The following is a 23,423-nucleotide window of genomic DNA, read 5'->3' on the forward strand; positions in this document are numbered from 1 at the left end:
GCCAAAACACCGCGGGAAAACAAACCGGAGAGATCATGCTTGAAAAACTGCGTACCCGTGACGGGAAAAAATTTCTGACGGCGCTGGTGATCGTCTTCATCACCGTACTGACGGTCGTCTCCCGCGTCACGTTTGAAGGTGTTGAAGAGCAGTACAACATGCCGATGGAGCACTGGAGCGCGTCGATGTTTATCATACAGGGCGCGTGGGTGCTGATTTACAGCGTGCCGTTCTCGTTTATCATCTCGCTTCCCTTCGCGTTCTACTTTCTGGGGCCAAAGGACGATCGCGGCTGAGTTTGCGTTCGGGCGGGTTTTATTGCCGCGCTGAATGGACTGGCGCGAATTGTCATGATCATTTTACAAAACAGCGCTTGCCCGATAACCGGGCGCTCACTATTCTTTTGCCGATGATAACGACCGCAGGCTCCGCTTACACAAAAAACCGGCAACTGAAAGCAACCCTGCTTTTGGTCATTGCCTGTTGCGTGATGCTGATTTGCCTGACCCAGCGCGCCAGCATTCTGCACCAGATGCAGGTCAAAGCGGCCGCGCTCAGTCTCAGCGCGCCAGACAGCGGCCCGGAGGCGACCACGCCGTCGCTCTCCCCCTGTGAACTCAGCGCGCACTCGCTGCTTGCCGCGCAGCCGCTCCACTTCGACACTATCCTTCTCTGGCCCGGCCTGCTGGTTATCCTGCTTGCCGTGCTGATCGCGGTGAACGTCCGCGCCCTGCCGGATGCGATCCCCCGCCCTCCACAACGGCGAATACACCTTAAAAACTGCGTGTTCCGTGAATGACTGACCGGGTTCGTCCTGTTCGGTTAATTATTCATGGAGAAAACAGATGAAAATGCTTTTCAGGAGCCTGTGGCTTCTGGTGCTTAGCGTGTCTGCGGCCTGGGCTGCGGACAGCGGCTGGCTGCCACCGGCGCAGCCTTCACATGCCCATATTCAGCTACGCAGCGGCGCGCCCGCCGACGGCAAAGTGCGTCTGCTGCTGGCTATCACGCTCGATAAAGGCTGGAAAACCTACTGGCGCACGCCCGGGGACGGCGGGTTCCGGCCCGTTATCGACTGGTCAACACCAGCGCAGACCACCTGGCACTGGCCGCAACCGGCGCTGTTTGCCGATAAACCTGACAACGTGTCGCTTTCGGTTCCGCAACTGGAAACGGACGGCGACACGCTCACGGCGCATTTCACGGCCCTCAACGATCGTGGCGAGCCTGCGGACGCCCACCGTATTCAGGCGGTTTCGCTGGTCCTCAGTAGTGGGGCCACCAGCCAGCAGATGACGGTAAAACCTGACGGCGCGCCGCTGTTCTGGCAGGCCGTCGCGGTGGCGCTGCTCGGCGGGCATAAACGGGTGCTGGTGGATATCACCGCGGACTGGTGCCGGAACTGTAAGGTCAATGAAGTCATGGTACTGCGCCGCCCGGATGTTGTAAAAGCGCTGCAACAGAGTGACGTTGTGCTGCTACAGGGCAACTGGAGCAAGCCATCTTCGGAAATTGAAACATTTTTGCGCCGCCACGGCGCAGGCGGCATTCCGTTTAACGCCGTTTTCGGCACCACGACACCTGATGGCGAGGCGCTCTCTTCGCTGCTGAATAAAACGGAACTGCTGGGCGCGCTGGATAACGCCGGCGCAGCCCTCTCTCAGACGATGAATAAGGACAGACAATGAAAAAGTTACTGATGGCGGGCGCGCTGCTCGCCGCGTTCCATGCGCAGGCTGATGATTTACCGGAGCCAGTAAAACAGATGGAGAAACAGGGCATTACGATTATCAAACCTTTCACCGCGCCGGGCGGCGTTCAGGCGTGGCTTGGTAAATATCAGGACACCGGCGTGACGCTCTACCTGACGCCGGACAAAAAGCATGTCATCACCGGCTATATGTATGACGCGCAGGGCAATAATCTCAGCGAAAAGCTGATTAACGACGAGCTGTACATCCCGGCGGGCCGCGAAATGTGGAAAACGCTGGATCAGGCGAAGGGCATTCAGGAAGGCAGCGAGCAGGCCGCCTGCAAGGTAGTGGTGTTCGCCGATCCGTTCTGCCCTTACTGCCATAAGTTCTGGGAGCAGGCGCAGCCGTATCTCAAAGATAAGAGCATCAGCCTGAAAACGCTGCTGGTAGGCGTGATCCGCCCGGAGAGCGGGCGCTATGCCGCGGCGGTGCTGGCCTCCGACGACCCGCAAAAAACCTGGCAGGATCTTGAAAGCTCAGCCGGTAAGACCAAACCGGCGCTGCCGGAGAAAACCTCCCCCACGGCTTTTAAGCAGATCCAGTATAACCAGCAGTTAATGGCGCAACTGGGCGCGAACGGGACGCCGGCCATTTACTATCTCAATAAAGACCGGCTGCTCCAGCAGATTGTCGGCCTGCCGAACGCGGAGCAGATGGCCGATCTGGTGGCGTGTAAGTAATGAAAAAGGGCCGCCTTTACGGGTGGCCCTTCACCGCAACGCTAAGCCCGGCTTCGTGGCGCTACAAATTCTCCTCATAAAGGATAGTTTCCCGGATCGTTTCGAGCGCCTTGCGCAGGGTCTCCAGCGGTAGAGAGCCGAGCGCGAGCCGTATCGCGTGGGGCGTATGGAATGAAGCGCTGAACGGCTCACCGGTGGACACCGAAATCTTTTTCTGCAGCAGTTTTTGCGCCACCTGCTCGGCCCGCACGCCTTCCCTGAGCGGCAGCCAGAGAAAATAGGACGACGGGTGGCTCATCACCTCCAGCGGGGCCAGCGCCTCTCTGGCGATACGCTGGCGCGTCCGCGCGTCGCGCCTTTTCAGCACTTCAAACCGGTTCGCCGTGCCGTCACGCAGCCAGTCGCATACCAGCGTCGTCATCAGCGCAGGCGTATTCCAGGCAGTGGCGCGAATGGTGCGCTCGAACGCGCTCAGATATAGCGACGGACAGACCACCGCCCCCACGCGCAGGCCCGTCGCGATATTTTTGGAAAACCCCGTCACATACACCGTTCTTTCGGGCGCCAGCGCCGCGAGCGGCACCGGCGCGGGCTTAACCAGCCAGGCGTACGGCGCGTCTTCAATCAGCAACAGATCGTGCTGCCGGGCCATCGCCACCAGCGCGCGTCGCTGGCGCGGCGTCAGTACCCAGCCGAGAGGGTTATGCAGCGTCGGCATCGTGTAAACCGCCCGCACGCGACGCTTTTCGCAGAGCGCCTGCAACGCCGCGAGATCGGGCCCCTGCGGCGTGCACGGCACCGCCACCAGTTCAAGATGACAAAGTTGGGCGACCACTTTAAAACCAGGGTAAGTGAGCGCGTCCACCGCCACGACATCGCCGGGCCGCAGCAGGCTCATTGCCGTCACGGCGAGGCCATGCTGCGCGCCGCTCACCACCAGCACATTCTCCGGCGCAGTATTCAGCCCTGTGCCCGCCAGATACGCGGCGATAGTCTCTCTGTCTTTCGCGCGCCCGGCGTGAGGCTGATAACGTAACAGCGCCTCGATATCCCCGGCCGAAGCAAGCTGGCGCAACGCGTCGCGCAGCCGCTCTGCCTGCCCTGGCAGCGCGGGATAGTTAAAACTCAAATCCAGCGCATCGGCCGCCACGGCATGCTGATCGATACCCAGCCCCGGCGGCAGCGCGATATCCCGCACAAAAGTGCCCCGCCCCGTTTCACCGCTCACCAGCCCCATCGCCTCCAGCTCGGCGTAAACGCGCGTCGCCGTCGCAAGCGAGACATGGTGTTCGGCCGCCAGCCGCCGGTGCGTCGGCAGCTGAGCGCCTGCGATTAATTCGCCGCTGCGGATCGCCGCGGCATAGCGATCGACCAAGGTTTTGTAGCGCGCTTTCACAGCAATGTATCCATGACAATATTTTGATTGTCCTGAATCTAGCGCTCTACACTGGCTGCCGTCAACGTGAGCGATCTGATCAGGAGAGTGTTATGGAAAATCCGCCCCGTCCGGGCCCGTGGGCAGGCTGGCTGAATGGCCTGCTGGGGGTTATTATTTTCAGCGGTTCGCTGCCGGCCACGCGCGTCGCTGTGGTAGATTTCTCGCCGTTTTTTCTGACGTTCGCCCGCGCCACCATCGCGGGCGGCCTGGCGCTGCTGCTGATTATGTTGCGCCGGGAAACGCGCCCGACGCGACGACAGGCGGCGTCGCTTGCCATCGTCTGCGCAGGCGTGGTGGTGGGCTTTCCGCTGCTGACCGCGCTGGCGCTTCAGCATGTGACCTCCGCGCATTCGATGGTGTTTATCGGTCTGCTGCCGCTGGCGACGGCGCTCTTTGGCGTGCTGCGCGGCGGCGAACGCCCCCGTCCGATCTTCTGGGTTTTCTCGATACTGGGCAGCCTGCTGGTAGCGGGTTTTGCCCTCTCTGGCGATGTGCGGGTCTCGTTACAGGGCGACCTGCTGATGCTGGCCGCCGTGGCGTTGTGCGGGTTAGGGTATGCGGAAGGCGCGGCGTTGTCGCGCCAGCTCGGCGGCTGGCAGGTGATCGGCTGGGCGCTGATCCTCGCGCTGCCGCTGATGCTGTGCGCCGCCTGGGTGACGCGGCCCGCCACGTTCAGCGCGGTGGCGCCTGCCGCCTGGGTGTCGCTGGGATATGTGTCGCTGTTCAGTATGCTGGTCGGCTTTATATTCTGGTACCGGGGGCTTGCCGCGGGCGGGATCGCCGCCGTCGGGCAGCTTCAGCTCTTACAGCCGTTTCTCGGCCTCGCGCTCGCCGCGACGCTGCTTAATGAACATGTCAGCCCGCTGATGCTGGCCGTGACGCTGGGGGTGATCCTCTGCGTGGCGGGCTCGAAGAAATTCGCGCGCTGATGGGCGCTTTAATAAGGAAATACCATGTTTAAGGGTCTCGCCGCTTTTCCGCTGACGCCGCTTATTAACGGCAAGCCGCATGAAAAAACTTTTGTGTCGCTGATTGAAAATCTGACGGCGGCGCAGGTGGATATTATTGCCCCGCTCGGCTCCACCGGCAGCTACGCCTACCTTTCCCGTGAGCAACGCGCCCGCATCACGGCGCTGACGACGGACGCGGCAGGCGACATTCCGGTTATTACCAGCATCGGCGCGCTGCGTCTGGAGGAGATGCTGGATCTCGCCGATGACGCCCAGCGCGCCGGCGTGCGTGGGCTGCTGGTCTCGCCGCTCTCCTATCAGCCGCTCAGCCAGGAAGAGGCATACCGGCTCTATGAGCGTGTCGCGCACGCGGTTTCGGTACCGCTGTGCATTTATGATAATCCGGCCACCACGGGCTTCACCTTTACCCGGGAGTTACTCTGCGCCGTGGCGCGCCTGCCCAATATCGGCTCGATTAAACTCAGCCCGTTCAGCGATGCCGCCCAGGCGGCCGCGAAAATCCCCGCCCTGCGTCGCGAGATCCCCGCCACCGTCACCCTGGGCACCAGCGGCGATCCGCAGGCCGCCGGGGCGCTGCTGGCCGGGGCCGACGTGTTCTATTCGGTCGCCGCCGGGCTCTGGCCACGCGATATCCGCGCGCTGACTGACGCCGCGCTGGCGGGCGACGAGACTCAGGCCGCCGCGCTCAATGAGAAGTTTGAGCCGCTGTGGGCCTTGTTTCGCCGTTACGGCAGTTTGCGGGTGATCGCGGCGGCCGCGGAGCTGTCCGGGCGCGCCGCCGCGCCCTGCCTGCCGGAGCCGCTGCTGAGCCTGCAGGGCGAGGCGCGCGCGCAACTGCAGACGGCGCTGGCGCAACGGGACTATCGCTGAGTCGTCAGACATATTCGTAAAAAAGAATATGTTATTGACGCCACACGTTGAGCGATCCACACTGCCCTCCACGATTCAGGGAGGGCTACATGACGTCATTCACACCGCTACAGCTGTTTAAACTGCTCGCTGACGACACCCGGCTGCATCTGACGCTGCTGCTGCGCGCCCAGGGCGAGCTGTGCGTTTGCGAGCTTTCGGCCACGTTAAACCTCTCCCAGCCCAAGATCTCCCGTCACCTGGCGTTGCTGCGCGACAGCGGTCTTCTCTGCGATCGCCGCGACGGCAAATGGATCCACTACCGGCTTTCGCCGCACATGCCCGCCTGGGCTGCCGCAGTGATTGAGCAGGCGTTTTTATGCCAGCGGGAGAGCATCGCGTCTCTGGTCGCGCAGAGCGCATCACACGACAGACGTTGCGGCTAAAATTCCTTTTTACACATATGTATTAGCATATTTGTTAAGTATTTTTCCGGCGCAAAAGCCGTAGTTTTTCAGTCAAGGAGAGCGGTATGTTTCTGGCAGGTGCGATTTTCATCCTGACCCTGGTTCTGGTTATCTGGCAGCCGAAAGGACTCGGCATCGGCTGGAGCGCGTCGGCGGGCGCGGCGCTGGCGCTGCTCACCGGCGTGGTGCAGATCAGCGATATTCCCGCGGTGTGGGATATCGTCTGGAACGCCACTGCGACGTTTATCGCCGTGATTATCATTAGTCTGCTGCTGGATGAGTGCGGCTTCTTCCGCTGGGCGGCGCTGCACGTAGCGCGCTGGGGCAACGGTAAAGGAACCCGGCTGTTTACCTGGATAATTTTACTGGGCGCCATGGTGGCGGCGCTGTTCGCCAATGACGGCGCGGCGCTGATCCTGACGCCCATCGTTATCGCGATGCTGCTGGCGCTGGGCTTCAGCCGCGGCGCGACGCTGGCGTTTGTGATGGCGGCAGGCTTTATCGCCGATACCGCCAGCCTGCCGTTGATGGTCTCGAATCTGGTGAATATCGTGACGGCGGATTTTTTCTCGCTCGGCTTCAGCGATTATGCCGCCGTGATGGTGCCGGTGAACCTCGCCTCGGTAGCGGCTTCACTGGTGATGCTGCGCCTCGTTTTCCGCAAAGGCATTCCGGCGACATACGATCGTGAAAAAATCAGCGCGCCGCAGACGGCGATCCGCGATCGGCGCACCTTCATGACCGGCTGGCTGGTGCTGGTGTTGCTGCTGGTGGGCTTTTTCGCGCTGGAGCCGCTCGGCGTGCCGGTGAGTCTGGTCGCCGCCGTGGCGGCGGCATTACTCTGGCTGGTCGCGCGTCAGGGACACGTTATCGATACGCGCAAGGTGCTGAAAGGCGCGCCGTGGCAAATCGTCATTTTCTCGCTGGGCATGTATCTGGTGGTGTATGGCCTGCGCAACGCCGGGCTGACCGGTTATCTCTCCGCCCTGCTTAACGTCTTCGCGCAGCACGGGATCTGGGGGGCGACGCTCGGGACGGGCGTTCTGACCGCCGCGCTCTCTTCAGTGATGAATAATATGCCGACGGTGCTGGTCGGCGCGCTCTCCATCGACGGCAGCGCCGCCACGGGCCTCGTTAAGGACGCCATGATTTACGCGAATATCATCGGCTGCGATTTAGGCCCGAAAATAACGCCAATCGGCAGCCTCGCCACGCTGCTGTGGCTGCATGTGCTGGCGCAGAAAAATATTGTGATTAGCTGGGGCTATTACTTCCGGGTGGGCATTGTCATGACCCTGCCGGTACTGCTGGTGACGCTTGCCGCCCTCGCCCTGCGCCTTTCCTTTTAACCTGGTCCAGGGCGCGGCAAAACGCGCCCTGACGGAGAACCCTGATGACACCGATTACGATTTACCATAACCCGGCCTGCGGCACCTCACGCAATACGCTTGGCCTTATCCGCAACAGCGGCGTGGAGCCGACCATTATTCTTTATCTGGAAACGCCGCCGACGCGCGACGAGCTGAAGACACTGATTACGGAGATGGGAATTAGCGTGCGGGCGCTGCTGCGCAAAAATGTCGAGCCGTATCAGGCGCTCGGGCTGGACGATGAGAAAATCAGTGACGAGGCGCTACTGGACGCGATGCTGGCGCACCCGATTCTTATCAACCGCCCGATTGTGGTAACGCCGCTCGGTACCCGGCTGTGCCGTCCGTCAGAAGCGGTGCTGGCTCTTCTGCCCGATCCGCAGCAAGGCCCGTTTACCAAAGAAGATGGCGACGTTGTCATTCCGCCTGCGCCCTGATGCAATTGGGCCTTTAGCAACCTGGCAACAGCCACCGCCCAGTCGCGATGCCTTTCCGACGTCTTCTTCGTTTAACGTTCAGTTCACTCAGGTGACAAATGCGGTAAACAGTTCAGTAAGGCGCCGGATAAATGCGTACAGCCGCCAGACGCTGCGCCTCATAATGACCGGCTGACCTGCTGAATCGCACATCACCCTCACCGTTTCCTGCTTCTGGTCGGTCGGCGTCATATCGGCCCGGAGCCAGCTGTAAAGCTTCTTTGTCGGGTATGGCTTCTGACGCCCTGACTGCTTCAATTTTAAATGCTTAAAAGCAACGCTTATTACGCTTTTGCACACCCCGAGTAAATCGCCACCAATGCATTCTCGTTGTTTGTTGATCCAGTGGCAGTTTAAAATGTACGCATTTGAATTAATAAATATCCTTACTCTCTTTAATAAACCTGACAAGATACAAAAACAAACACTGGATTGTATATTAATACATATTTTTAACCCCTCTAATACACAGGCGTTTATATATTAGTGATCTGGAGCTTCAATAGCAGGATCGTATACTAATGGAAATTATGAAAGGGAGGGTTATATGAAAATGAATATTTTGAAAGCCTTTATTGGGTTAAGCGTCTTATCATCAGCATATGCATTCTCCGCAAATACAATTTCTTTGAATTTTGCCCAGGGCGCCATTCCTGGCGCTGACCACATAAGAGGGGGGAACATTCAATTAATGCATGATATTGACAGCATCGGTGTGGCTGGCGCGTTTACCTGGATTGAGAAAACGAAAAGCGACAATTACGGAAAGATAAAATATGCTTCCGCTTCTCTGGGGCCAACGTTTAAGCTTTCAGACGCGATCACCAGTTACGGCCAGGCAGGCATCGCATGTGGTTCAAAATTCAAGGGAAGCCAGACAGAGCAAACTTATGGCCCCTCGCTAAGCGCAGGGATTAACGTACGGGCGAATAGCTACTTATCTTTCAATGCAGGCTATGAAGCGGGCTGGATCGAACATAAACAAATTAATATTCTTTATACTGGCTTTGGGTTCTCATTTTAATAAACCATATATCACCATTAATTTTAATAAGCTCTCAAAATGTACGACGCCAAAGCGATAATCACCATGAAAGATAAAATAATATCAAAACCCAGCCGCAAATCTATAACCAAAGTATATGTTGTTACTGAAAACTATTATTTTTATTATGGTGTAAAGTGTCTGATTGAGGGCCATGTGCATTTGAGAGACAATTTAAAATTAGCAGAAAAATCATCAAAAATGCCGGATTTGATTTTTCTCGTGAGCGCTACAGAAAAAAAGATATTAATAACCGATAACTACCTGCATTGTTACATAATATCTCAGTGCTGCTTAAAAAACACTCTGGTGCTACCATCAAATTATAATGCCCCAACGTACCTTGAATGTTTCGGGGAGTTTTACGATAAAAAATCAGAACATTACGAAAAGGTTTTAAAAAGATTATCCCCAAGAGAAACGATGCTTTTATCTTTATTTTCCTCAGGAATAACAGATGATACCATTTCTACCAAACTACAAATACATAAAAAAACAATCAGCGCTCACCGTCAAAGTATTTTAAGCAAACTTAATCTAAAAAACCGGCATGAGCTTTATTTATTCGCATTTGCATCCAAAGGCGATTCCTTATGATACTTAAAGCCTTAGTTCTTATTATCACGGCGATTGTTCTTGCGTTCATGATTGTGCTTATGTTTTATTTAAACTATAAGCACAATGAAAAAAAAGATATCAGCGCCAATAAGAAAAGTTTTTTAAGAAAGCTTTTGCTCCCGCCTGAATAATCTAAAACTTACTGGGAAGGTTTTTCATGTCGATTAACCTTCCTCTGTTTATCTTAATATACCCACCATTACATAACTCCTTGAGGATCTTATTTAACGAACTGCGGGAAATGCTGCTCCTCGACAAAATAAATTTAAATATAGATATTTCACTCCTCTCTCCGACTGGATAGCCCCAGATTATCTCCAGATTATCTCCAGATTATTTTTTATTATATTATAGGAGCTTTTAGAGCTAAATCTGGTATCGCGACAAAAGAAATCCATTGCGTAATCACATACCAGGAAATACATTTCTTTCCATAACGAATTATTATCAATTATTTGAATAAACGTGTTTCCGCTCATCTCCAGGAGCACTGACTCCGTCGATGTTTTGAAATAATGAAAGGAGCGATAATCAATAACTGACATCGCGCCAATCACTGTTGGCTCCTCAATAGATAATATAAGAATATCATCCACAATCCTGTACAGATCTAATTTACCTTCAAGAAGTATATAGACATATTTTTTATCATGTACGTCAATGTTAATCCGTTGATTAGCAGCAGCCAAAACTTTTTTGCACCCATTCACGTTTTCAGTACAGGTGACAATAACATCAATTAATGTTTTATTTGTATAAATTCTCATCGCCATTACACTAAGTAAGCTATGCGGATTAGCGTCTCATGATATGTTTTTAATTCATGCAGACAAGTCCAAATTTACACAAAATAACACTCAAAATAGTACAAATATAGAGACACTTATTTTAATGCCACTACTAATATTGGTAGTAAAAATTTCACCCTTACGCTCACCCAGGGCATGGCAATAAAATAACCCCTACGATAGCGTCAGGGGTTGCAAGTAAAGAATTTTTACCTTTTTTTGCTGGAAAAGTTTCTGACAAATGGAATAGAGTGACGGCTCAGGTATGCCTGCACATTGAGGTCAACATGGTATATCTAAAAAATGACGCAATGCACACCTGGGTAGCGCATTGCGTCTCTCTTAAAATTATTTATTTGCAAACCTTTATATCCATCTCACCGCTATTAAACTGTTAATTACCCAATTCGATTAGCAGCAGGAGCCCATTGCAGAGGAAAATCTTTTGAGCATAAAGCCGGTTCTGTACTGACGATATCAATCTGCACGAGCCCATATTTAACAAAAGGATCTGAGCTTAAAAATTCCTCAACCACCTGGATGTCTTCTGAATTGAAAAGGATATACCCGCCGCCCCCGTTTTTCAGAGGCCCTGCAAGGATGATCAATCCTTGAGCAAAGCCTTCAACAAGCCATGCTTTATGCTCGTCAAAATGCATTTTAATTTCATCAGGCGTGTATAAATACGATAACGTTACTGAATGCAACATATTATAACCCTATAATTAATTGAGGTTTTCAATAATCAATGGAATCTGCGAGAAAGCACTGTCTATCTGGTCCTGCCTAATTTCGGCGCCGCGCGACATGCCTTCCGCCCGTATATACTGCACAGACTTGACCCCCAGAAAGTTAAAGAAACTTTCCAGATACCGCTCCTGAAAATCCATATCTTCAAGAGGAAGATCTTTGTAAAACCCCCCACGGCAGGATGCAATAATCACCGTTTTATCTTTTACTAATCCGATCGGGCCATGTTCGGTATAGCGAAAGGTTTTACCTGGCTGAGCAATCCGGTCAAGCCAGGATTTAAGTTGACTGGCAACAGAGAAGTTGTACATTGGCGCACCAATAACAACGACATCGCTGGCAAGAAACTCATTCACTAACATGTCAGAAAACTGATGTTCTTTCGTGACGTTTTCGGAAAAAAAGATATCGCCCGAATCAGGCCGAAACCCCATTGCAATATCCCAGTTCATTTGCTGAATTTCGTCTTTAATTAAATCACGATAAGATACCTTTTCGACCCAAAAAGCTTCCCTGATGCTACGCACGATTTCCTGAGATAACTGTCGAGAAATTGAGTCTTCGCCTGCGATACTTGAATCAATATGTAGTATTTTCATGACGCACCAGCTTCTTATTGGATGAAAGTTCCTCAGCCGCATCGCTAATGACTCGGACAATATCATCAGGATGTGAGATCATAGACAGATGTCCGGCATTTATCTGTTTTGTAGTAGCATGACTTTCTTTTGCAAATTGTCGCTGGACATCCGGGCTTAATGCCTGGTCATTTTCAGTTAATACATACCAGACAGGCTTTTCATGCCAGGCCGCATGAATTATTTTTTCGCTAAAAGCGGATGCAGCAATGGGTTGCTGGACTGAAGCCAGTATTCGGGCCTGAGATTGCGGTATATCATTGGCCATTACTTGCTGGAATATTTCTGGTTCATCCAGCCAAATCAGACCATTTTCATCCGGCCGAAACGCGGGAGGTGAGTTATGATGGCGCGCCAGCGCATCTGCTGCTGACTCGCCGCTGTCAGGTAATATTGCAGACAGATAAACCAGCCCTTTAACCCTGGGATCATTTCCGGCTTGCGTTATTACCGCGCCGCCCCAGGAATGACCTACAAGCAGGACATTGCCTTTTTGCCTGGCCAGAACTCGTTCCGTTATTGTTACATCTTCTTTCAAAGACGTAAGTGAATTTTGTACAGCCGTAACGTGATAGCCCAGCGCCTGCAACTTTCCTGTCACTGCGTTCCAGCACGAACCATCAGTAAAAGCCCCATGCACGAGCACGATATTATTAATTTTCACATCACCCTCCTGAGCGTGAGTGACTGATGCGATGCATAAACCAGCCATCAGGAAACTCCTGCGTAATAGCTGTCGCAAAACGTGATTCATCAGAGAACTCCATGAATGATTTACCGCCTGAGTCTATCTGAGTGCACAAATGCGTATGAAGTGTCCGGAGTGACATATAAGATGTAAAATCAGACATTATTAAGAGTGGAACACAATGCGTATTGCTCTTGTTGCCGTGCCGGGTAGCATGCGTTCAGCGCTGGCTGGATTAACAGACATATTCTGGCTTGCCAGCCATGTGGTGATGAACAACCCTGTGTTGAACCGTAATGCGGATGCGTCAGCTCCGCTGTTTTCAACCCACATCGTTACCGCGGATGGGCTACCCGTGGAAGACGCGCAAGGCCGTCTGATTCAGGCTGACGCCGCTTTCTCGATGGATAAGGAATTTGACCTTATCGTCGCTACCGGAATGCGGCTTGATGAGCACCGCTATCCCGTTGATGTGGAAGCAATCAATGTAGCGGCGAAATGGATAAAACGTCACCACTCTTGCGGGGGGCGTGTCGCCGGTGTGTGTGCCGGCGGATTTATTCTCGCAGAGGCTGGGCTGCTCAATGGTCGAAACTGCGCCACAACCTGGTGGTTGTTCCATACGTTTAGAGAACGGTATCCGGCTGCAAAGCCTGCATGGGGTAAAACGCTTGTAGAAGATGGTACTGTTATCACTTCCGGCGGACCGCTTTCATGGATAGACCTCGCATTAAATGTGGTTAGCGCTTTTGCGGGGCCGGAGGCCGCAAAGCTCACCACGGATATGGCAATAGCGGATGGCCAGCCGCTGTCACAGCATTTATATGCTCCCAGGGGATTCCTTAATTCGGTGCATCCGTTGCTGATGCAGGCTGAACATCTGGTGCGTTATGGCAACCCATCGATTACCGTTGAACAGCTGGCAGCGGCGCTTAATATGACCACCCGAACTCTTCATCGAAAAATTCGCGACCTGTTACATGAGAGCCCTAAAAATTTCATTATCAGAGTTCGTATCGAGATGGCGACAAGGATGCTGGAAGACTCGGCGAAGACCGTACAGCAGATAGCTATTGAGTGCGGTTATAGCGATGAAGGCGCGTTTCGTCGCGCTTTTAACGCCGTAACGGGCATGTCGCCCATGCTGTATAAAAAATGGTTTAAAAATCGCAGCCTGTGACTTCGGTGCGGTTGGATACGCGTTTTATCATTCCCCCCCATTCGCCCGGCAGTGCAAAATATTCCCCTCTCTGGTTTACCCGCACCGGCAAAGATATCCGTGACGGGCCACAGGCGAAACAGGGCCTCATCGACTGCGTATAAGTGGTTTTCACGGTATGCCGCGGCGCCATCGGGAACGTCAGCCGCCATCAAGGATGTACTCCACGAAAATATGGGTTACAACGAATCGTTATGCCGTGTGTCAGACGGTGTGCTGGCTCTGTGCCCAATCCGCAGCCAGGCCCGCTTACCTGAGAAAAGGACAAAGTTGTGCGTGGGTATAAGTAAGAACGACAGGCGGTGGATGAGACCGCCGTCGGAGAGTGGCGCAGCGCCGCGAAATGCAGTTTTACAACCGGCTTGCGATATTCTGCAGAACGGTCATCTCTTCCTGAGAAAACTGCTTAGTGCCGCCGCGCAGCGTATTGAGCGTGATGTGCCACGGATTACCACGACTGATAACCACTTTTGAGCGGATATCATAGTGCTGCGTCGCGAAATCCTCAGTGAGGAGCTTTTCCACCGGCGACAAATCGGCGTAGACCGTTGAGCCGCCAGGCCCTGCCGCGAAGCGGGCCGGGTGCGAGGCAAGACCGGATTCCAGCTGTGTTTTCGCCTTCGCCGGATCTTTCACCACCTTGTTATTGGTCTCTTCGAAAAACTTATTCACTTTATTACGCACTTTCACGGCTTTTTTGACGGTTTCCAGAAAGCGTTTGTTGTTCGCCGTCTGTCTGTCCGACAACGTATTGCGCAGGAGCACCAGCACCCCGCCCACGACGCCGCAAACACCCCCTGCGGCCAGAAATGCGGTGCGCACGCCCAGAGACGAAGCCGCGTTTGCCGCGGCGCTACCGGATGTGACCGTCGCGGCGACACCGGCGGACGCGCCAAACATCCCGCCGAGCCCTGTGATAATTTTACCGGCAAAATCATAGCTGATTTTAGTGGCTTCATTATAAATGTTGCCCCCGCGCCCGCCCATGCGAGGAACGCGGGTATTATACCGGTCAAAGAACTGGCGGTTATTCTGAATAGTATTATTCGGTCCGGAATTGAGTAATCCCATTTCCAGATCGCGCCCGCCGTTATTGACGCCAACAGGGCGGGAGCTGGCCAGTAATTGCTCATAGCTATACATCACGCTGCGTTCTTCAGCATTTTCAAACTGATACAGCATGTCATCATCGAGTTCATTCACGAAGTCGATAATGGTATGTATTTCTTGTTCATTAAAGTGGGACCGATCGGAAAGAAGGGCATTTATCATGGAGTTAATTTCTGCCATCTTGCCACTCCTTTTTTATCAGAGTTCTTTATTCTGTTTAATATCCCAGCCAGCTTTAGTTTCAGCGCCTTTGGTGCCCTGATTCGACTGTTCCCAGTAATGGAAATTCACTTTCGCGGCCTGGAAGTAGTAATTTACCAGTACCGTATCGGTTTGACCGACGCCGGTAAATTCCGTCCGGGTGACCAGCACATCTTCAAGAACGATTTTTGAATATTCCACCTGCTGACCACCGGCTTTACAGACAGAAAGCTCAACCTTATTGACGTGCTTACCGCTGGCGCAGAACTTAAGGATCGCGGGTGTGCCTTTATCCACAATGGCCTGCACGGCTAAATCCTGAAAGTTAACTTTACCGGCACCGCCGCCGCCACCCACAGCCATATTACCCGGCTGCGCTGCGCCCCAGTTAAAAGAGAGCACATCGATCCAGCTGGAATGGTTAGCATCTTTAGATTCGCCAGTAACGCCTTCCACTTTCAGGAACATATCAATAGCCATGTAATACTCCTTGTTATCAGATAGCAGGTGAGAATTAAGCAGAGCCCGGAGGCAAATAATGCGGTTTCACTGTAAATTTATTCAAAAGGCTAAACAATACCGCCCCGGAAATTAAGACGAATCTCATTCGAATTATTTCCGCGTATATCCTGTATTTGTTTCATTTTTATTGCCGGAGCATTGCCGCTGCAAAAAAAATTAAATGTGCCGTAGCTCACAAAAAAACGCGGCTTGAGCAACAGCAAACGCATAATGACATTGATTAACATTAATAAGGAAAAATTATCATAGCGTTTACCGCTGCGTTTTATTTGAAATAATACGTTATAAAACAATCTTGTTTTACGTCTGGTTTGCCGGGTGAAAAAAATCGCACCTGCGATTTATCTTAAATCCCTTTCTTACTTAGAAAATGAAATATTAACAATGTTATTAGTTACCTTCAAAAATACCGTTTCGTTAATTCAGCAAAATCTTAAATTCGCTGCTATTCCGTCTCCCCCCTAAAAAAGGGGGGAAACTGATATAACGCTAAAGCGCACATCCACCCCGCCGATAAGCAACATGATGCTATTTCAACCGGAAGGAGTTCGGAAAGTGACCACCATCGTACCCACAATGCAGGACAGTTATGCCGTAAGCAGTGATTATTACGCCAGAAAAAAAGGCCAGGAAACGATCGGTATCTCAACCGACAAAACCAGTGCCGTACAGTCCGGCAGTGAAACGCCTGCCAGTGCCGGACAGAGCAAAGAAGATCAAAGTAAAAGTCTGCAAAACATGCTGGCGCAGCGTCGCGCCGTGCTGGAGCAGCAGGCGAACAGCAGCGTGCCGGGCCTCGAGCTGCACAGTGAGATTTCCGATAACTTCGCGGATTTCTCTAAACTCTCCACGCTCTCGTCTCTGGATATGGGCGCCCTGCTCTCCGAAGCGCTGAGCACGCCTGCGGCCAGCACGTCTAACTCAACGACCAGCGATATGGATCTCGCCATGCAGCAGGCCAAGCTGAACTATCTTGTGGCGCAGTATGTGCCGCAGGAAAACCAGGCCAAAGCGCAGGACATCGTCACAGCATGGATGACAAAGAAAACCGCCGCGCAGGATGACGAGATGAAAACGATGACGCAGGCGTTTATCGACATCGCAAAACAGAATGGCGATATGGCGAGTATAAAAGAGTATGAGAATCAGCTCAGTCTGCTGGAGGCTGGTAAGGGTGAATCCCAGAAGGCGCGCAACGGTATGCTTGCCGTGACGGCAACCTCTTCCAGCGCCCCCGAATGGTTTTCCGGCTTCATGCGTAAAGTGAATGAGAGCCAGGATCCCACCCCGGTAAAGCAGCTCGAAAAAGACCATATCGACGCTCTGAAATCGCAGTGGACCACGTTCCTGGCGCGTGTCAGTAAGCATTAAAACCTTGCACCGTCAGAGAGTGTTGTACTGGCGGTGAACCTCTCCTGCCCTTCTGCTGCCCCATCGTCGCCTTACAAAACAAACATCGCGCCTTAAGCCGCGTAGATCGATTTATCCTTGCCGGTCGCGATAGTGTTCGGCAGACGGAACGCCTGGTTGCGCCCGCGGTTTTTCGCAAGATACAGCGCGGTATCGGCGCCGCGAATGAGCACGCTGAACGCGTCTTCACGCCCGTTGCCCCTGACCGTATGACAACCGGCGCTGATGGTGACAATCTGCTCCGGCAGATCCGTTGACGGGTGCGGAAGATGCTTTTCCCTGACCATACTGACGGCCCGCTGCGCCAGCGCCAGCGCCTCTTCGCCAGTGGTATCCGGCAGTACGATCGCGAACTCCTCCCCACCGTAGCGCGCCACCAGATCGCAGGTGCGCAGCGTCACCATCTGTAACGTATTGCCAATGAGCCGCAGACAGGCGTCGCCGGCGGCATGGCCGCGGCTGTCGTTGTAGCGTTTGAAGAAATCGATATCGAGCATAATCAGCGACACCGGGCTTCCTGACGCTGCGGAATCCGCCAGCACTTTCGCGAGCGTGGTGTCGAATTTGCGGCGGTTGGCAAGCCCCGTCAGGCTGTCGGCCATCGCCATCGATTTAAAGGTCTGGTTCGCTTTCAGCAGTTCGTCGCGCAGCTGTTTGAGTTCCTGCTGATCGCGAATGCTGCTGCGCACCTTGCGAAACACCACGGAACTGAACACCAGAAACCCGAGCAGCAGCATAAAATTGGAGAGCAGTCCCGGCAGATTATTGCTCAGCCAGTGCATACGCACTTCCGCGCGATCGTAACCGGCGACCACCACCAGCGGCAGTTTTTCGGTGCGGGCAAACCCAAATACCCTTTCGATATGATCCAGCGACGCCACCCAGGTGCCGGTGCCGCGGTCGGCCCGGATAAGCTCGCGGGTAAACAGCGGGCTGCCGGAAATATTCATGTCGATTTTTGCTTTATCGTACGGTCGCACGCAGAGCACCGAGCCATCGGTCAGCAGCAGCGCCAGCATGTCGCGCGGGCCGAGTTCAAAATAGCTGTAAAAGCGCTGGAAATAGTCAAGCTTTACGGTGGCGAGCACCACACCCGCGAAGCCGCCGCTGAGATCGTTGACCCGCACCGACACCGGGATCACCAGCTCATCCGACGCCAGGCTTTTGATCACGCGCCCGATATGAATGCCGGTCTGGCGGTTTTCATAGTGAAAACGGAAATAGTCGTTGTGCGTAATGTCAGCAGGAATACCAGTGATGCCGGAAGACGAGCCTTTGATGATTCCCTGCGCGTTATAGAAATAGAGCCCGTCGAGCAGCGGCTGGCGCGCTTTCAGCCGCACCAGATAGCTGTGGTAGGTCGAGGCCTGGCCTGCGCCCACCGTAGTGCGTACGTCATCAAGCGTCTGGCCGACCGCCATAAAGGTATCTTCCGCCTGACGCACCTGGGCGACGGAGAGGTTGACGGCCTTGTTTGCCGCCTGTGCTATCTCATCGTCCCAGGAGTGCATAAACACCAGTACGTTCGTGCCGATCCCGCCCACCAGGAGGAACAGAAGTAAGACAGCCAGGCTTCGGCCAAGCGACGTGCTTAACCCAAGTCGGTAGGAAATAAACTGTCTGAGAGTCACGAAACGTTTCCCCGGAAATAACCAACGTTGCTTCAGGGGTTATCGGTACTGCCCGCCGTTTCTGGAGGGCCTGGCGCGCGCCTGGTGACAATAATTTAACAGTACGGAGCAAGTACTCACACCGTTAACGGTAACATTACAGATAAGGGCTCAGACGGCAGGCGTGCCCTGATGGAAAAATCGACACGCACCCGGCGCGACGCGCAGGATAGCGCCGTCGGCGTTTACCCGCAGTGCCCCTCTCCCCCTCACGCTTTCACCACACAGACTTTCTTTCAGCAGACTGAAAAAAACCCCGCTCAATGATACGCTTGACTCCGCGCTCCCCCGCCGACGTTATGCAGGTAAAAATAATGAATAAAAAAGAGTTTGTGACCCAGGATCTGCTCAGCAAAATCTATCAGGACGCCACGCCGGGGCCGCGTAAGCTGGCGCCGGAAAGGCAGCTGGCTGAAGAGTATGGCGTCTCGCGTTTTACTATCCGCCAGGCGCTGGAAAAACTGGTGAGCATCGGCGTGGTGCGGATTGTTCAGGGCTCAGGCGCCTGGATCAACGAACAGGCACGCAATAACCCGCTGGTCTACAACTCGATTACCGAAAAACGCTTCGATCAAATCCGCTACCGGATGATTAGCCTGCATAAAAAACGCCCGGACAAAGCGGCGCAGCAGATTTTCGGCATTGATGAGGAAAGCTTCATCTGGCATTTTTGCCGTCTGCGCTACGTCGATGACGCGCCTGTTCAGCTGCAAATTTCCAGTATGCCGGCGGCGGATTTCCCCGATCTGAATCAGCAGGCTATTGAGCACTCTATTCAGCAGTATGTCCTGAGCAAAGGGCTGACGATTTCCCACATGCTGACCACCTATCGCGCCGTGAGCGTGAGCCGTGAACAGGCGGTATTACTGGGCTGCAAGAAGGGCAGCCCGGCCATGCACATTAATAATCGCGGCATTCTGGAGGGCGGGCGCGTCTTCGAGGTGAGCGATATTATTGATATCAATTATACCTGCACCTACGTCATCCCGTATAACCGCGAGCATTTAACCCGTCGCCAGAATCAGGGCGTGTGAAGGGTGCCGTCCGGCAGGCGGCTTTGCGTCCATTCATGCGGGCGATACATCACCGGATGCGCCTGCGCCAGCGTCTCGTTGAATCCCACGCCAATGCCGGCATTCACCGGCGGATAGATAAAGCCGTCTTTAACCTCAGGCGCGCCGGGGAAAACCCGATCCGTCATGGCGGAGCGCGGGATAAACTCCTGAATGGCCGCGTTATGCAGATGAATATTTAAATGCGTATTCACCGCCACGCCAATCGGCGTCATATCGCCAGGGCCGTGCCAGGCGAGTCGCACGCCGAACGCCTGACACAGATGCGCCAGTTTCAACGCCGGGGTGATCCCGCCGATTTGCGACACATGACAGCGGATAAAGTCGATACGGCGGTTAACAATCAGATCGTGCCATTCACTCGGGTTATTAAAGAGTTCCCCCATCGCCAGCGGCACGCAGCTGTGCTGGCGCACCTGTTCAAGCCAGGCGCTCTGCTGCGGCGGCAGAATATCTTCAATAAAATAGGGCTGGTATGGCTCCAGTTGTTTCGCAAGCTGTATGGCCTGCTGCGGGAACAGGCGCTCGTGAACATCATGCAGAAAATGCAGGCTCCAGCCATATTTCTCGCGCAGCGCGCGGAACATATCGACGGTATTGCGCATATATTCCTGCTGATCGAACCAGGCGCCGGGCGTCGGGTTTTCCGGCGCGTGCAGGCCGGAAGGCGTACCGCCGTAAAAACCGAGCTGACAGCGGATATGGCGATAGCCCTGTTCGATAAGCGCGTCCACTGACGTGAAGAGCGCGTCCAGCGTGTCGCCGCTGGCGTGGCTGTACGCCGGGATGGCGTCACGGGATTTGCCGCCAAAAAGCTGATACAGCGGCATACCGGCGAGCTGGCTTTTGATATCCCACAGCGCCATATCCACGCCTGAAATCGCGTTGTTCATCACCGGACCGTTACGCCAGTAGGCGTTAACGTTCATCATCTGCCACAGATCTTCGATGTTGTTCGCATCGCGGCCCGTCAGCAGCGGCTGTAAATACTCCTCCACCATGGTTTTAACGGCGAGCGGCCGCTGCTGAAATGTGGCGCAACCGTGCCCTGTGACGCCCTGATCGGTCGTCACACGAACCGTCACCAGGTTATGTCTGTCCGGGCGGGTAATAAAACATTCGATATTTTTGATGTTCACAGGCGTCACGAAATAACTCCTTTACAGCGCTGTGGGAATACGTAATGGGAATATCATGGCCCTAAAAATATTGACGGGTAAACCCTTTTTTTGACTATTTATTTTGGTCAGTTATTCCGCCTTAAAGCCATTACAAAACCGTACCAATTTTGATAAATCTGCCATCAAAATCCTTTTACTAAGCAAAGGTGTGAACGGAATCAAATTTTATTGGTTTGTTTTGTCAGAAAGGTTTAATTATCCTTCAGAGGACCACTAAAACGACAACAACATACGGCAGGAGTCTTTATGGGGACGCAAGAAGCCATTAATAATATTATTCGTCTGGTGGGCGGCCAGGGGAATATTAATAAAGTCTGGCACTGCATGACGCGGCTGCGCTTCGATTTAGTTGATGATGGAAAAGTCGATCAGACGGCGATCCAAAAGCTGCCCGGCGTGCTGGGCGCGCAGCTCCAGAGCGATCAGTTTCAGGTCATCATTGGGCCGAAAGTGAATAGCTGGTACGAACAGATGCTCACCGCGCTCGGCGATAAACCTGCCGCCGCCACGGCGCCCGCCAAAGGGCGTAAGGGCCTGATTTCGCTCTTTATGGATACCGTCTCCGGCGTGTTTGGCCCGATTGTGCCGGCCATTGCGGGCGCCGGTATGATCAAAGGTTTGCTGGCAGGCTTAATCGCGCTGAAAGTCGTGTCCGCGAAAAGCGATACGGTGATGATTATCGATCTGATCGCAAGCGGCGTATTTTACTTCCTGCCGTTTTTCCTCGCCGTTTCCGCCGCCAAAATCTTTAAGGCCAATGAGTACCTGGCGGCAGCCGTCGCCGCGTGCCTGATGTACCCGTCGCTGATAGATGCGGCCAAAGCGCTGGCGACGCATCAGGAAGGCGCGGTCAGCGCGCTCTGGCTGCTCAATGCCATTCCGGTGTCGGTGTTTAACTACTCGGCGAGCGTCATCCCGGTGATTTTCTCGGTCCTGGCCCTGAGCTATATCCACCGCTGGGTCGACCGCATTATGCCTGACGTGCTGAAAACCGTGTTTACGCCCACGCTGACGCTGTTTATCGGCGCGCTGGCGGCGCTGGTGGTGATAGGCCCGATAGGGATCTGGTTAGGCAAAGGGCTGGCGCTGTTTATTGAAGGGCTGTTCAGCATCTCGGCGAGTTTCGCCGGGTTGATTGTCGGCGCCATTCGCCCGGTTGCCGTACTGACCGGTATGCATCACGCCATGACGCCGATCGCGCTGCAAAACTTCAGCGATCGCGGTTACGACATGCTGATGCCGATGATGTTTATGGCCAACATGGCGATTGCCGGCTCGACGTTTGCCATCTGGCGCCTGAGTAAAGACCGACAGGAGAAAACCGTCACGCTCTCCGCGGCGATTTCCGCGCTGCTCGGCATTACCGAACCCGCGCTGTTTGGCGTACTTACGCGCTATAAAAAAGCCTTTATCTCGGCCACGATCGCAAGCTCGCTGGCCTCGGCGTTTATCGCTTTCTTTGGCGTGCGGCTTTACGGGTACATTCTGTCGAGCATTTTCAGTCTGCCCGCCTATATCGGCCCCTATTTCATTTTTGCGCTGTCGGGCGTGGTGATGGCGCTGGTGATTTCTTTCGTGCTCACCACTGTGCTGGTGGGTAAGGACGCGACCGGCCAGGCGTGATGCCGGGTTTGATACGCTGGCCGGAAAACCCGGCCAGCTGAGAAAGCGTTTAGAGGGATTTCAGGAACGCCAGCAGATCGTCGTTCAGCTGGTCCTGATGGGTCACGGCAAAGCCGTGCGGGCCGTTGTCGTACACTTTCAGTTCAGCATTCTCGATCATCTCCGCCGCCACTTTACCGGTGGATTCAAACGGCACGACCTGGTCGTTGCTGCCGTGGATCACAAGCGTCGGCACATCCACTTTTTGCAGGTCGCCGCGGAAGTCGGTTTCCGAGAAGGCGGTGACGCAGTCGATAGTCCCTTTCAGCGAGGCCAGCAGCGCGATATTCAGCGTCTGGGTCAGCACGCCTTCCGACACCGTCTGGCCTGCGTTGGTGCCGTAGAACGTCGCGGCGAAATCGCTGATAAACTGCGCGCGATCTTTACGCAGGCCGTCGCGAATACCGTCAAAGACGGAAAGATCCACGCCCTGGCTGTAATCGCCGATTTTACCGAACACCGGCGTCACGGCGCCCAGCAGCACCAGCGCCGCAATGCGCGACGTGCCGTAGTTGCCGATATAGCGCGCCACATCGCCGCCGCCCATGGAGAAGCCCACCAGCGTGACATCGTGAAGATCCAGCGCCTCAATAAGGTCGTTGATGTCAGACGCAAAAGTGTCATAGTCATAACCGTTCCACGGCTGATCGGAACGCCCGAAGCCGCGACGGTCAAACGCAATCACGCGGTAGCCGCGCTCCGCCAGGAAATTCATCTGGCTGTCCCACATGTCCGCATCCAGCGGCCAGCCGTGGCTGAACAGCACCGGTTTGCCTGCGCCCCAGTCTTTGTAATAGATCTGCGTGCCGTCCTGCGTCTTGATCGTGCTCATCAGTGGTTCCT

At 54.1% G+C, this 23,423-nt stretch carries 25 protein-coding genes; 15 read left to right on the forward strand and 10 right to left on the reverse strand.

The window, feature by feature from the left end; genetic code table 11:
* The first annotated feature begins 35 nt into the window (after nt 1-35).
* The 4 genes from AFK65_RS20320 to dsbG all read left to right on the forward strand — a co-directional run bounded on the left by AFK65_RS20320 (nt 36) and on the right by dsbG (nt 2,434).
* Complete coding sequence (locus tag AFK65_RS20320; RefSeq protein WP_007705870.1) at nt 36-296, forward strand: DUF2534 family protein; 261 nt, start codon at nt 36-38, stop codon at nt 294-296.
* A gap of 113 nt (nt 297-409) precedes the next feature.
* Nucleotides 410-799, forward strand: a complete 390-nt coding sequence (locus AFK65_RS20325) for a copper-binding protein (RefSeq protein ID WP_071602587.1) — start codon at nt 410-412, stop codon at nt 797-799.
* A gap of 46 nt (nt 800-845) precedes the next feature.
* Nucleotides 846-1,688, forward strand: coding sequence for a thioredoxin family protein (locus AFK65_RS20330; RefSeq protein ID WP_007705866.1), 843 nt, complete (start codon nt 846-848; stop codon nt 1,686-1,688).
* The gene (gene dsbG / locus AFK65_RS20335; protein ID WP_007705863.1) at nt 1,685-2,434 is read left to right on the forward strand and encodes a thiol:disulfide interchange protein DsbG; all 750 of its coding nucleotides are present in this window, start codon (nt 1,685-1,687) and stop codon (nt 2,432-2,434) included. The genes AFK65_RS20330 and dsbG overlap by 4 nt, the downstream gene beginning before the upstream one ends.
* A gap of 61 nt (nt 2,435-2,495) precedes the next feature.
* Here the strand turns inward: dsbG and AFK65_RS20340 are convergent, their stop codons facing one another.
* Nucleotides 2,496-3,830: an aminotransferase-like domain-containing protein gene (locus AFK65_RS20340; protein ID WP_038858834.1), complete on the reverse strand. Its 1,335-nt coding sequence runs from the start codon at nt 3,828-3,830 to the stop codon at nt 2,496-2,498.
* A gap of 92 nt (nt 3,831-3,922) precedes the next feature.
* Here AFK65_RS20340 and AFK65_RS20345 point away from each other — a divergent pair, with 92 nt between their 5' ends.
* From AFK65_RS20345 to AFK65_RS21485, 7 genes are all read left to right on the forward strand, one after another.
* Complete coding sequence (locus tag AFK65_RS20345) at nt 3,923-4,801, forward strand: DMT family transporter (RefSeq protein WP_038858835.1); 879 nt, start codon at nt 3,923-3,925, stop codon at nt 4,799-4,801.
* 24 nt (nt 4,802-4,825) lie between these two features.
* Nucleotides 4,826-5,713, forward strand: a complete 888-nt coding sequence (locus tag AFK65_RS20350; protein ID WP_053531650.1) for a dihydrodipicolinate synthase family protein — start codon at nt 4,826-4,828, stop codon at nt 5,711-5,713.
* A gap of 89 nt (nt 5,714-5,802) precedes the next feature.
* The gene (locus tag AFK65_RS20355; protein WP_007705853.1) at nt 5,803-6,138 is read left to right on the forward strand and encodes a metalloregulator ArsR/SmtB family transcription factor; all 336 of its coding nucleotides are present in this window, start codon (nt 5,803-5,805) and stop codon (nt 6,136-6,138) included.
* Nucleotides 6,139-6,224: 86 nt separating this feature from the next.
* A complete protein-coding gene (locus AFK65_RS20360) occupies nt 6,225-7,508 on the forward strand; it encodes an arsenic transporter (protein ID WP_007705851.1) in 1,284 nt (427 codons plus the stop codon).
* A 44-nt stretch (nt 7,509-7,552) separates the two neighbouring features.
* Complete coding sequence (arsC, locus tag AFK65_RS20365) at nt 7,553-7,966, forward strand: arsenate reductase (glutaredoxin) (RefSeq protein WP_007705849.1); 414 nt, start codon at nt 7,553-7,555, stop codon at nt 7,964-7,966.
* A 586-nt stretch (nt 7,967-8,552) separates the two neighbouring features.
* Entirely contained in the window at nt 8,553-9,029 is a 477-nt protein-coding gene (locus tag AFK65_RS20370) for a porin family protein (protein ID WP_032805189.1), read from the forward strand.
* Between the two features lie 39 nt (nt 9,030-9,068).
* Nucleotides 9,069-9,647 (forward strand): response regulator transcription factor, encoded by a 579-nt coding sequence (locus AFK65_RS21485; RefSeq protein WP_071602588.1) that lies wholly within the window; start codon nt 9,069-9,071, stop codon nt 9,645-9,647.
* Between the two features lie 153 nt (nt 9,648-9,800).
* Here the strand turns inward: AFK65_RS21485 and AFK65_RS22465 are convergent, their stop codons facing one another.
* The 4 genes from AFK65_RS22465 to AFK65_RS20390 form a co-directional block, all read right to left on the reverse strand.
* On the reverse strand, nt 9,801-9,989 hold the full coding sequence (locus AFK65_RS22465) for a helix-turn-helix domain-containing protein (RefSeq protein ID WP_081589527.1): 189 nt from the start codon (nt 9,987-9,989) through the stop codon (nt 9,801-9,803).
* A gap of 865 nt (nt 9,990-10,854) precedes the next feature.
* Complete coding sequence (locus tag AFK65_RS20380; protein WP_032805187.1) at nt 10,855-11,166, reverse strand: YciI family protein; 312 nt, start codon at nt 11,164-11,166, stop codon at nt 10,855-10,857.
* 15 nt (nt 11,167-11,181) lie between these two features.
* Nucleotides 11,182-11,805 (reverse strand): FMN-dependent NADH-azoreductase, encoded by a 624-nt coding sequence (locus AFK65_RS20385; RefSeq protein ID WP_007705841.1) that lies wholly within the window; start codon nt 11,803-11,805, stop codon nt 11,182-11,184.
* A complete protein-coding gene (locus tag AFK65_RS20390; protein ID WP_226993492.1) occupies nt 11,786-12,556 on the reverse strand; it encodes an alpha/beta fold hydrolase in 771 nt (256 codons plus the stop codon). Before AFK65_RS20390 ends, AFK65_RS20385 begins: the two co-directional genes overlap by 20 nt.
* 157 nt (nt 12,557-12,713) lie before the next feature.
* Between AFK65_RS20390 and AFK65_RS20395 the strand changes: the two genes are divergently transcribed.
* A complete protein-coding gene (locus tag AFK65_RS20395) occupies nt 12,714-13,712 on the forward strand; it encodes a GlxA family transcriptional regulator (RefSeq protein ID WP_007705836.1) in 999 nt (332 codons plus the stop codon).
* 390 nt (nt 13,713-14,102) lie between these two features.
* Here the strand turns inward: AFK65_RS20395 and AFK65_RS20400 are convergent, their stop codons facing one another.
* Together AFK65_RS20400 and AFK65_RS20405 are read right to left on the reverse strand one after the other, a co-directional pair.
* Entirely contained in the window at nt 14,103-15,041 is a 939-nt protein-coding gene (locus tag AFK65_RS20400) for a hypothetical protein (RefSeq protein ID WP_007705831.1), read from the reverse strand.
* 18 nt (nt 15,042-15,059) lie between these two features.
* Nucleotides 15,060-15,542, reverse strand: a complete 483-nt coding sequence (locus AFK65_RS20405; RefSeq protein WP_007705829.1) for an Hcp family type VI secretion system effector — start codon at nt 15,540-15,542, stop codon at nt 15,060-15,062.
* A gap of 597 nt (nt 15,543-16,139) precedes the next feature.
* Here AFK65_RS20405 and AFK65_RS20415 point away from each other — a divergent pair.
* Nucleotides 16,140-16,955, forward strand: a complete 816-nt coding sequence (locus tag AFK65_RS20415) for a hypothetical protein (protein ID WP_007705807.1) — start codon at nt 16,140-16,142, stop codon at nt 16,953-16,955.
* A 92-nt stretch (nt 16,956-17,047) separates the two neighbouring features.
* Here AFK65_RS20415 and AFK65_RS20420 read toward each other — a convergent pair whose 3' ends face one another.
* Nucleotides 17,048-18,625 (reverse strand): sensor domain-containing diguanylate cyclase, encoded by a 1,578-nt coding sequence (locus tag AFK65_RS20420; RefSeq protein ID WP_032805186.1) that lies wholly within the window; start codon nt 18,623-18,625, stop codon nt 17,048-17,050.
* A 353-nt stretch (nt 18,626-18,978) separates the two neighbouring features.
* Here AFK65_RS20420 and AFK65_RS20425 point away from each other — a divergent pair, with 353 nt between their 5' ends.
* The gene (locus AFK65_RS20425; protein WP_032805185.1) at nt 18,979-19,698 is read left to right on the forward strand and encodes a GntR family transcriptional regulator; all 720 of its coding nucleotides are present in this window, start codon (nt 18,979-18,981) and stop codon (nt 19,696-19,698) included.
* On the opposite strand, the gene AFK65_RS20430 is transcribed toward AFK65_RS20425, so the two are convergent.
* The gene (locus AFK65_RS20430; protein WP_007705800.1) at nt 19,686-20,885 is read right to left on the reverse strand and encodes an enolase C-terminal domain-like protein; all 1,200 of its coding nucleotides are present in this window, start codon (nt 20,883-20,885) and stop codon (nt 19,686-19,688) included. The two genes, AFK65_RS20425 and AFK65_RS20430, sit on opposite strands and share 13 nt — an antisense overlap.
* A gap of 279 nt (nt 20,886-21,164) precedes the next feature.
* Here AFK65_RS20430 and AFK65_RS20435 point away from each other — a divergent pair, with 279 nt between their 5' ends.
* Nucleotides 21,165-22,541 (forward strand): PTS transporter subunit EIIC, encoded by a 1,377-nt coding sequence (locus tag AFK65_RS20435; protein WP_007705797.1) that lies wholly within the window; start codon nt 21,165-21,167, stop codon nt 22,539-22,541.
* 49 nt (nt 22,542-22,590) lie between these two features.
* On the opposite strand, the gene AFK65_RS20440 is transcribed toward AFK65_RS20435, so the two are convergent.
* A complete protein-coding gene (locus tag AFK65_RS20440; protein ID WP_007705794.1) occupies nt 22,591-23,412 on the reverse strand; it encodes an alpha/beta fold hydrolase in 822 nt (273 codons plus the stop codon).
* Between the last annotated feature and the right edge of the window lie 11 nt (nt 23,413-23,423).

The organism is Cronobacter universalis NCTC 9529 (genome assembly GCF_001277175.1).
Lineage (GTDB): Bacteria > Pseudomonadota > Gammaproteobacteria > Enterobacterales > Enterobacteriaceae > Cronobacter > Cronobacter universalis.